We start from the raw sequence: 9,423 nt of genomic DNA on the forward strand, positions 1-9,423 counted from the left end.
GCGATGAATGCTCCAGGACGCTAACCCGCGTTTCAACGTCTGCGCTCGCCGCTGCCAACGTGTCCACGACCGTTTTAAGGTTGGTGTCGGTACTGGCCGCGATGCTGGCTAATGGCGTGGAAATCGGGTCCAGTGCGTGGTAGGTGACCTCGTAGACAGCATCAGGGTCGTAATATTGCCGATCAATGACAGGTTTTTCAATACCACTGGATGAGAGATTGTTAAAAAACCATTGAGTATCCCGACGCCTATTGCGATAGATTGCTTGTACCTTACGCACACGATATTTAAAAACCGTCAGGCTGTTGCCCTGGTCGTTACTCGTGATATATGGTCCGCTGGAGGTCGTGGTCATACGCTCCCGCACGATCATACCGACGCCCGTCTCGATATGGTTAGGACCTTCGTTAAGCGTAATACTTCCTTGGGGGCTAATTTCAGTCGTGAAAGGCTGCGTCAGTCGGTAGGATAGGCGATATGGACTATAAGGGGCACCCATAAAAGCAGGAGACAACTGGATAGGTAATTCAGGGGTATGGCCTTGCCATTGTATACCGTCCGGTTGCCTATACGCCCACGCTTTAGTGCCCGTACCATCGTAAATTGTTTCGACGGCCGAACCACTGATATACATTTTCCAGCCGTTAAAATACGCTTTAATCTCGTCGGCTGTTGGCGTGTAGTTATCGCCCCATCCGCTATCCTTATTTGCGATGGTAACAAATAATTTTATGCCCTCCTCAAAATTAAAACGGTCCGCGCCATCCGTGTGCATACCAGGTAGCAAAACTTTACCGTCAAAACGGTGGAAATCTGCATACCAATGCGAGTAGTACCCTTGTATAGACTCGGTCCAAACTCGCTTTAACCCCGGGACCGCGAGGTTATAGGTATAGCTTAGACTGCCGTCAACGGTTAGCTGGCGATAAGCATTAAGCTTATAGTATTTACCGTTTTGCTCGTAAATCTCGTCTGCCACGTCACCAGCGATACTTGACGAAAGGGAAACGTCGGGGAAGTACAGGTAATTATATACGCGCGGTTTAAATGGCAGCGCCGTCGGACCGATGTTGAGGGTCGGATTTTTAAACTCGATCTGTACGCCCGATGGCACGGACGCCGGAACGCTCGTTACGATGTTTACGGATACTGTATTTGCCGGAGCTTTGAGCGTTACGGACGCCGCGTCTACCATTCCAGTCGACGCAAGGTTAACGTTTTGCGCGTCCCTAAAGTCCATGCCGATTTTTCCGCCATATGATCGCGTAACTGCGAACGTGTAGGTCGTGCCCGCTACGGCTTTGATATTGGTTGAACAAAATTGCTCTGTGCCGTTAGCTGTGACCACATTCGTATAGCTATCGGTAATCGTGCCCACAGGCATAGACGTCCATTCCCGATAGCTCGGAGCCAGATTATCGCCGTACCGCGTAATATGGATGCCGTTGGTTGACGTGCTGCTTAGGACAAACGGGAAACGACGGTTCCAGTCGTTATAATCGAACGTTTTGAGGCTGTCGTAGTCCGCTGCACTGACCTGGTATAACCGAGCGCTGTCGAACCGGGCTGACTCGCCGGATTGTACGTAGCTGACTGTTCCGTCGCTTTTACAAATCTGCACCCGTATTTCAATAGTGACCGCCGCTGCTTTTGTGGTTATAAGCTGCCCCGTAGTTTGCCAACCTCCCGCGGCAGCAAATCCGGTGCTTATATCTTCCACCACATTTCCGGCCGCGTCCCTAGTAATAAAACGGTAGGTAGCAGTGCCTTTTATCGTCTGGATATCGCCTATAAAAACGTATTGACGGCTTGGCAAAATAGGAAGTCGATCCGTAGATGCAAAATGCTCCACGGCTGCCGTCCCCGTTGCGGCAACGAGCGTAGACCGCGTACCGGACGTGTAACTGGCTGTGTCGGTGCTTACCGTCACGTTGGAGCTTGAAAGCGCGCTTGGCAAGCTGTCCCCGCCGAGCATCCCGAGCAAGTTAGTGAGTGTACGCCCCTTGATCCTGTCAATTTTAAGCCGGGACCGCTTGGCCGAGTCGATGACCTGGACCGGCTTGGACAGGTCCAGGCTGGCGACGGACGGTGTGTTGCTGACTTGCTTTTCGACCTCCGTCATCCGCTTCTGTTGGTCGATAATTGCGCTATCATGACCGGCGAATAAAGCCTTCAAATCATCTATGCTCTTGGTCAGGCTTTGCCTTATGGCTTCCAAGACGCTGGATTCCGCCGCCTTTGCTTGTAATTCCTTGATCGACTTGTACACTCGATTGAAAAACCAGTTAAAAAATTCGGCGGCCGGTCTGTCCTTTGGCTGCCATCCTGTCACTTTCCTGTTTTCTGGCGGTTCCTGTCCGGGCGCGTCCCATTTGGGCGGCAACTCGTTAAATGCCATTGTTCAACATCCTTTCTATATTGGCAGGTCATCCGATTCAGACGGAACAAAGGCCGACCCCAAATAACCGCCCTTCTTCCCTTCGATATCCGAAAACCCTCGATCTTCATCGACTTGCACCTCGTCGGCATCTGCAAACTCGAAGGTCCCCATTAATTCAATGACGGAGACGCGGACACCGCTGGCAACCGTTTTTTGAACGATCCTGGCAAATTGCCTTGGGTCCATCCCTATTTCATTGAGGCGGTCAATGGGAATTTTCATCATGGATATAGCTGCAGGCTCCGGCGTAATAGGGTCGTCCCACATTTCTTTAATCGTGACTTCCTTGGGGTCAGAATTTAGCGCTAGGGCAATCACGGAAATGATGCTGTTGATATCCGCATTGGAGAGGTTTCGGGCGATTTTGGCCTTAATCATGATCCGGTAAATCGCATCGTTGGCCTTCCCGCGGGGCTGCACCACGGTTTCCCCGATCATGTCCAGCGTCGTTCCCTCGGCATTGTCAATGTCCCTCCATTCCCCGATGCGGCCAAAGGTATCCTCCAAGTCCTGCATTTGTCCGGCCAGAATTCCGATGATCTTGCCGATATTGCTATCGGGTCTTTTGCTGTATACATCCGTCAGCTTTTTGAGGATTATTGCCGCCCAATTAGACAATGTGGCCCACCTCTATCCGGTCGGCGTCAGCCTGTGCCACCTGTTGCGGCCCCACGTCAATGTTAGCCGGTGCATAGGTGATGCCATCGGTGGACAATTCGACCCTGGCATCCTTAATGCCGTCAATACCTCGCAAGGTGGATAAAGCTTCCCAATGGACAACATCCTGCCCCATGTTCAGACCGTTCCACAGGCTGCCGTCTGCCTCGCGGCCCCCGATATAACGTATGAGTGCAGACCGAACCAAAGCGTCACCATCAGCCGGGAAACTTTCGTCCGTTCGGAGTGCAATTTTTACATAGACCTTGACCTCTGGGGCATAAGTAAACCGCACTTTTTGGGGATTGCCGCTTATATCTAAAACAGTGACTTCCTCGCTGCCAGCCGGTTCGATGCCGCCCGACCTTTTGCGAAATATTGCTTCCGCAATCGCTTGCCGATCCCCGCCCAGCACGTAAGCCGAAACGCTTTTTCCCGGCCTTCCCTCCGCGTCTGGGTCTTTATAGTAGTTTTCAATAACCGCCGCCGCTCGGACACCCTCGACGCGTAGCAGTTCCGCCCGGATGGAATCCGTTGTCCCGGATCCACCGCCCGCGACAGATTGCGGAAAACGGGCGCGAAATTCGGTGTCCGTTTCTTTCTCCCGCCCGCCCCCTGTCGGCTCCGCATTGGTAACGCTGCTTATGTTGGGATTAGGGTTAACTATCACGGTTATTGTACCGGCCGCTTGGTTCCCGCTGCTCCCCGGCTCCCTTGCCACAATTGGTACTACCACTTCCCCGTTTTGGGCGATAATTGCCGCCTCGGTTGTTTCGAACGTCACACCGGTTTTAGTAGCAACCACAAAGCCAAGTGCAATATCGGTTCCTGGAATCCCGGTAATATGGACGAACCCTTTCGCCCAGGCAGCTTTAAACCGGGAAATTCCCGCCCTCGGCCCTTGCCGGTCGAGCTGTACACCCTTGGCATGGTTGATCGAATCGCCGTTATAGACGTCTTCCGCGACGGCCCAAAGCTTGGCAAGGAAGAAAGCGAACAACCGAATAATGATTCCCAGTGGGGACCATTCTGACGTATTGATTTTCTGGCCAAAAGCCTCTCGTGACTTGTCTTCCATTTCCACTACAAGGTCGGCAAATCGCTTGCGCTTAAAGCCTTTTTCATCCAACATTTAATGGCACTTCCCCCCTGATTTCTTCGCCGTCCGTCGCCGTTGCCTGGAATGTTATGACTACCGATCTACCCGGACGGTCGTAAGAAAAGCTGATATCATCAACCGTTTTAATCCGTGCGTCCTGTAGCAAGCCTTTTCGGATTTCATTTCGCATGGCTTCTTCGCTTGGATTTTTACCGAGGAACCGACTGAATCTAATCCCTACGGCGGGGTTCAGAAACCATTCACCCTTATTCGTAGATAGAGCGATTTCGGCGCACTGTCGAAGTTCTTCGGGACCCTCGATCATTACAAGTTCATCATTTTCGAAGACCAAATCTCCATCCTGCAGCTTTAGAGAGAGCATGGGAACACCCCCACAATTACCGCGTCATTATGGTCGTGCATCCGAGCGCTGTCCGGCTTGGCAATCTGTCCGGCCAGCGAATTTTTAATCTGCCGGTCTGCACATACCACAAGGACTGTGTCGCCTCTTTTTAGGGCTGGCCTGCAGACTTGTTCGGTGCCGTTTATGGTAAGGCGCTGACCAAGCGCTGGAACGTTTGTTATTAGTGCTGGGGGAACATCACCCAGACGCGTCAAAGGCTGCACCGTTGCCATTCCTGTTCCCGAATCGAAAGACTCTACCCGGCAAGGAAACGAAACGGACAAGTCCGTCATAATCTTGTACGCAAGGCTGCGGAGTAATTGGCCGAGTGAGCCGGAAGCGTCAATACTCATGGTTCGATCACCTCTGCTTCTGTTACAAAGTCGCCGGTGTTACTAAATTTGTGACTTCCCTTAAGCACATGAACACGGCCTTGAAAGGTCCTGGATTCCAGGTCAATCACCGAAGCCGTTGTAATCCGGTATTGAAGCTGTGACTTTAGGTTAAAGCCTTTGAACTGCTCGTTTTGATATGGCTCCGGTGAACCGATCATTCCAGTATCTGGGTTGAGCCTGAACACGTTGTCCGCGCCGGATCGCAGGTTACGGATATAAAGCTTGCCTTTGTTGATGTAGGCAGATGTACCGCAATCCTTCGCAACCTTCGTAATGATCTCCGTGACCTCGCCCTTTGCCGTGTATCCATCTTCATACCGATAATCCTGGTTTAATTCGAATTGTCCAATAGGCAGCCCGAGTTGCGCGGCCATCTCGCGTAAAATGTAACTCGCCGTAGTTCCCTCGGTGTAGGCGACATCTACTTTTCGACCCGAGAGGTCTTGTGAGTCCAAAACAAAAAGCGTGGTCACTTGCTCCACGCCCTCACGTTTTGTTTGCACTTTTGATATAAAGCCGTGAAGGATTAACCCCACGTCCCCCCGATAGCCTGCATTGACCATAACCGTACTGTTCACGGAAAACCGATTGATTGTGTCCTGTGATAGATTCCAAAGTCGGATTTCACTTTCATTCGGCAACGGATCATTATCAAACGGTACGCTCCCCTCGATGTTATAGCTTGCATTCGTAAACTCGCGCCCACCGGCCATCACCTCTATTACACGGCCGAAATTACTCATCGTCATCACCGTCCGGCAGATAAATAAATACCGTTTCGTTCAGCGTGTTCCAGTTCACTTCGTTGCTCAACCCAGACTCGTCAAACGGCACAAGCGTGAGCTGCGGAAACCGGCTGTCCTCAATCCCGTCAAACAACGGCATTTCGTAAACGATTTTTTCGCCGGTTACCAAAACTTCCTCGTCCAGTTCAAGGTCCAGGGTGAAGAAGTCGAACTCCTCATTGTAATGCACTTCAAAAGTATAGACCCGACCGGCCAGGGACATATCGAAACGATACGGTATAAGGTCTTTCTCGATAGGAATGTACTGCATAACATCACCTCACGCCCACGGGCTGCCCGGCTTGAATGTTACCTTCTCGACCGGCTTGTCTTTCTTTTTCTCTTTCCCCTTCGCCTTGCTCTTGGTTGTCTTCTTTTTGGCTTCGCTTTTCTCTTTTTTCTGCTTACGGCCCGAGCTTATTACCGGGGCCGCCTGCGCCCGGATCGGCAGCGGTAGGGTTTCCACAAAAGAGGACTCTGCTATTCTGACCTCTTTAAACGTCAATGAAAATGTACAACCGTTGGCGACTTGGTTGGTATGGCCGGATTTAAAGCCAGTTATCAAGCCGACAAAGGAATTACGGCCGTCATAGGTGACAATGCTTCCTATGTCCTGGGCGTCAATAAGATATTGTCGAATTTGTGCTGCATCGTCACCCACGATAAGTCCGCTTATAGACATCGTCCTTGCTTTGCGCTCAACATGGTCAATTAGGTTTACGCCCTTTTCAACCGGCTGCTCCGGGGTTTCAACCTCGTAGCTCGGGTCCTCTGACTCGACCGTGACATAACGGCCGTCGATGGTTGCCATCAGAACGTTCCCCCTGTCGAAAGGCCGGAACGCCTTCCGGTTTTCTCGAAAATTCCGGCGACGGCTTCTTCGATTTGCCGTACAGACTCCGGCGGCAAGCTACCATCTAAAGTGGCCCCCGAAACGCCTTCTGATTTGAATACAACCTCGATTCGAAGTGTTCCGTCGCCACCTTGTACAGCTCTGGCCGGAGGAAGCGACGCGGATGTTGCCTGCTGCAGATTCCCCGCACCTTGGCCGGAAACAATCTCGTCGGAGAGGTCCGAAGAAGCCTGCCCGACTCTGCTTTGCGTGTTGTCCAATCCAAGTGCCAAGCCTTCACCGGTGTAAAATCCGAGTTCCATCATGACGCGGGAAGGCGAGTGGATTCCCAGGATGCTTTTGACTTTGTCCGTGATGCTGTTCCCGATTTCCTTCACCTTATCGACAACGGCGTTCGCCATGGAGCCGATCCCGTTTACCATTCCTTCAATGATGTTCTTACCAATATCGAAGAGGTTGATCCCCGAGAGAAAACCCGTAATCTGATCCCATACACCTTTGATCTTATTCCAGATGGACGTCGCGGCGTTCGAAACGCTATTTACGATGTTGTTCCATGTGTTCGTCAGCCAATTCCAAATTCCCGTGAAAATGTTGACCGTAGTGGTTTTGATTTCTTCCCATTTGGTTGCGATGGCCGCAATAACCCAAGCGACGCCTCCAAGTAAAACAGCCATAATCGTGATACCCCAAGCCTTGAAGAATTCCACGACACTATCAAAAATCGACATGACCCAGGTTTTAAAACCAGTCCATACCTCGCCCAGCCATGTTGCAATAGCACCCCAATTTTTAAAAATAAGGATAATACCCGCAATCGCTAAACCTACCAATAAGGCAACCGCAATGATGGGGAGCCACGGGGCAATCATGGCCCAACCGGCCGTAGCTGCCGCCACCATGGAAGGCACCATCGTGTATAAAATGACGCCTGCTACTCCAATGATAGCCGGACCAATAATGTCAATGTTGTTGATGATGAACCCGAACGATGTAACCAATCCATCTATTGCCTTGCCGAGTCCGTCCCCAATTGCAGCTCCAACGGCTTGGATAGTCGGTTGATTATCAACGAGCCATTGACCGAACTGGTTGAAATAAGGCATGAGCTTTTCCCCGAGTGGAACGAGCAATCCCGTTTCCATCTGTCGACCAAACATCGCCAGTGCTTCGCCGGGCTTGTCGAACTTGATCTGATTCAGCTCATCCATCTTGTTTTTGGTCATATCGAATTGCTGTGTCGCTGTCCCCATCGCCGTAATTGTTCTAGCCTCTAGGTCCTCAAACTGCGAACCCATGAGGGCGACACCGACCGTATTACGTTGTACTGGATCTTCGATAGACCCAATCATCTGCAGAACTTGCTGGAATGCTTGCTTTGCTTGCGGGCCACCGGCCGCAAAGGTCTTTGCCATCTTGTCGGCATCCAGGCCCAGCATTTGAAAGGCTTCTGTTGTTGTCTTGCTGCCATCCTTTGCCCGGATGTTAAATTCCTTAACGGCGTCCCCGACTTTGTCCAAGTTAAAGGCCCCGTTTTCGGACCCCGCCGCTAAAGTATCAAACATCTCATTGGCCGTAAAACCTAGTGACTTAAATTGGTTGGAATACTCGTTAGCGGTATCCAGCAATTCCCCGGACTTGTCTAACCCCTTTTGGCTGCCGTCTGCAAGTAGGTTCATCGCCTCTGTTGACGTAATGCCGAACTGTTTCATCATCGTGTCCGAAGTCCGCACGGACTCCGTCACTTCGAAACCGAACGTATCCCTAAGCAGGAGAGCGTTCTTCGTCGTCGTCTTCAGTTCGTCGCCTTGCTGCTGCGTGATTTGTGCTGTCGTCTTGATGGCATTGCCCAGGTCATCCCAGTTCTGGCCGAAATTTTGGTTATAAAGGTCCGTGGCGATTGCCTTTGTTGCCTCCATCTGCTGCGCTGTCTGGCCGGTTGCTCCCTGAATAGAGGACAAAGCCCCCTGCATGTTGCTTGCCGCTGATAGGCTGGCAGCTCCTACACCCACAATGGCCGCACCTACGGCAGCCGCCGCGACCCCGATCCCCATCCATTTACTTTGCATTTCTCCGACTTGTTTATCCGCTTTTGACAAAGCACTGTCGGCCACCTTAAAGCCAACGGCGAACATTAAATTTCCGATTACCCCCAAGTATTGCACCCCCTTTCAGTACAAAAAAGAGCGCCCAAAAAGGCGCTCACTTCCGGTTCCGATTCATTTCTTTTCTTTCATTTTCAATATGGATATCCAATGCCGCGTTTGCTTCCGCAATATCGTCATCATCCATAAAATATAAATCCCTGTATGTCACCATGTTAGCAATCAATAGCCGCCATTGCGCCCAATTTCTTGTCGCCCTGTTTCTAGCTTCCTGCTTGCTGATTGTCATTGCCTTCGTCCTGCCCCGTAATGAAGGCATAGGCGGCATTGATGACCTCATTGTATTCCTGATAGGATTCGAAGTCATCAATTTTCATTTGCGGCTTCACGATTACATGTTTCAGGATTTCTTCGGACAAACGTTCTTCGGAAACAACTCCATGTTTATTTTTGATTGCATCATGAATCTTGGAGACACTACGAACTCCGGGGTGTTGGAACAAAAATTCTTTTTCACCTTTGGATTTATATTGCTTTTGTTTAAAGTTGCTCATTTGATATCGCTCCTTAAATGTGGTTTTTGGTTCAGCTCATTTTCATGTCAAGCAGTTGGATTTCGAATTCGCGGTCTTCGGCCTCGTTGCCATATGCGCGGTTAGCCGGTTTTTTGACAATAGCTTCGGTTG

Annotated in this window: 11 protein-coding genes; all 11 read right to left on the minus strand. The window is 50.9% G+C overall.

Annotation, left to right across the window (positions count from 1 at the left end; genetic code table 11):
* A partial coding sequence (locus tag ABH899_RS28455) for a hypothetical protein (protein WP_370002248.1) occupies positions 1 to 2,398 on the minus strand: 2,398 nt, incomplete at its 3' end.
* A gap of 15 nt (positions 2,399 to 2,413) precedes the next feature.
* Positions 2,414 to 3,058 carry a hypothetical protein gene (locus tag ABH899_RS28460; protein ID WP_370002251.1) on the minus strand — a complete coding sequence of 215 codons (645 nt, stop codon included), beginning with the start codon at positions 3,056 to 3,058 and terminating at the stop codon, positions 2,414 to 2,416.
* Positions 3,051 to 4,229, minus strand: a complete 1,179-nt coding sequence (locus ABH899_RS28465; protein WP_370002254.1) for a baseplate J/gp47 family protein — start codon at positions 4,227 to 4,229, stop codon at positions 3,051 to 3,053. The genes ABH899_RS28460 and ABH899_RS28465 overlap by 8 nt, the downstream gene beginning before the upstream one ends.
* The gene (locus ABH899_RS28470; protein ID WP_370002256.1) at positions 4,219 to 4,578 is read right to left on the minus strand and encodes a DUF2634 domain-containing protein; all 360 of its coding nucleotides are present in this window, start codon (positions 4,576 to 4,578) and stop codon (positions 4,219 to 4,221) included. Before ABH899_RS28470 ends, ABH899_RS28465 begins: the two co-directional genes overlap by 11 nt.
* Positions 4,566 to 4,952, minus strand: a complete 387-nt coding sequence (locus tag ABH899_RS28475) for a Gp138 family membrane-puncturing spike protein (protein WP_370002258.1) — start codon at positions 4,950 to 4,952, stop codon at positions 4,566 to 4,568. Before ABH899_RS28475 ends, ABH899_RS28470 begins: the two co-directional genes overlap by 13 nt.
* Complete coding sequence (locus ABH899_RS28480) at positions 4,949 to 5,737, minus strand: phage protein (RefSeq protein WP_370002260.1); 789 nt, start codon at positions 5,735 to 5,737, stop codon at positions 4,949 to 4,951. Before ABH899_RS28480 ends, ABH899_RS28475 begins: the two co-directional genes overlap by 4 nt.
* Positions 5,730 to 6,050: a phage baseplate plug family protein gene (locus ABH899_RS28485; RefSeq protein ID WP_370002262.1), complete on the minus strand. Its 321-nt coding sequence runs from the start codon at positions 6,048 to 6,050 to the stop codon at positions 5,730 to 5,732. Before ABH899_RS28485 ends, ABH899_RS28480 begins: the two co-directional genes overlap by 8 nt.
* Before the next feature lie 9 nt (positions 6,051 to 6,059).
* Positions 6,060 to 6,590, minus strand: a complete 531-nt coding sequence (locus ABH899_RS28490; protein WP_370002265.1) for a phage baseplate protein — start codon at positions 6,588 to 6,590, stop codon at positions 6,060 to 6,062.
* Complete coding sequence (locus ABH899_RS28495; protein WP_370002267.1) at positions 6,590 to 8,788, minus strand: phage tail tape measure protein; 2,199 nt, start codon at positions 8,786 to 8,788, stop codon at positions 6,590 to 6,592. Before ABH899_RS28495 ends, ABH899_RS28490 begins: the two co-directional genes overlap by 1 nt.
* Positions 8,789 to 8,834: 46 nt before the next feature.
* A complete protein-coding gene (locus ABH899_RS28500) occupies positions 8,835 to 9,026 on the minus strand; it encodes a hypothetical protein (RefSeq protein ID WP_370002268.1) in 192 nt (63 codons plus the stop codon).
* Positions 9,001 to 9,291, minus strand: a complete 291-nt coding sequence (locus tag ABH899_RS28505) for a hypothetical protein (protein ID WP_370002271.1) — start codon at positions 9,289 to 9,291, stop codon at positions 9,001 to 9,003. Before ABH899_RS28505 ends, ABH899_RS28500 begins: the two co-directional genes overlap by 26 nt.
* Positions 9,292 to 9,423: the final 132 nt, after the last annotated feature.

The sequence above is a fragment of the Paenibacillus sp. RC84 genome (genome assembly GCF_041260495.1).
Lineage (GTDB): Bacteria > Bacillota > Bacilli > Paenibacillales > NBRC-103111 > Paenibacillus_F.

What these genes read in the sequence shown, in the direction of transcription:
- ABH899_RS28470 (WP_370002256.1), bottom strand. Translation starts at nt 4,578, where the DNA reads ATGCTCTCTCTAAAGCTGCAGGATGGAGATTTGGTCTTCGAAAATGAT.
- ABH899_RS28465 (WP_370002254.1), bottom strand. Translation starts at nt 4,229, where the DNA reads ATGTTGGATGAAAAAGGCTTTAAGCGCAAGCGATTTGCCGACCTTGTA.
- ABH899_RS28490 (WP_370002265.1), bottom strand. Translation starts at nt 6,590, where the DNA reads ATGGCAACCATCGACGGCCGTTATGTCACGGTCGAGTCAGAGGACCCG.
- ABH899_RS28500 (WP_370002268.1), bottom strand. Translation starts at nt 9,026, where the DNA reads ATGACAATCAGCAAGCAGGAAGCTAGAAACAGGGCGACAAGAAATTGG.
- ABH899_RS28480 (WP_370002260.1), bottom strand. Translation starts at nt 5,737, where the DNA reads ATGAGTAATTTCGGCCGTGTAATAGAGGTGATGGCCGGTGGGCGCGAG.
- ABH899_RS28505 (WP_370002271.1), bottom strand. Translation starts at nt 9,291, where the DNA reads ATGAGCAACTTTAAACAAAAGCAATATAAATCCAAAGGTGAAAAAGAA.
- ABH899_RS28485 (WP_370002262.1), bottom strand. Translation starts at nt 6,050, where the DNA reads ATGCAGTACATTCCTATCGAGAAAGACCTTATACCGTATCGTTTCGAT.
- ABH899_RS28475 (WP_370002258.1), bottom strand. Translation starts at nt 4,952, where the DNA reads ATGAGTATTGACGCTTCCGGCTCACTCGGCCAATTACTCCGCAGCCTT.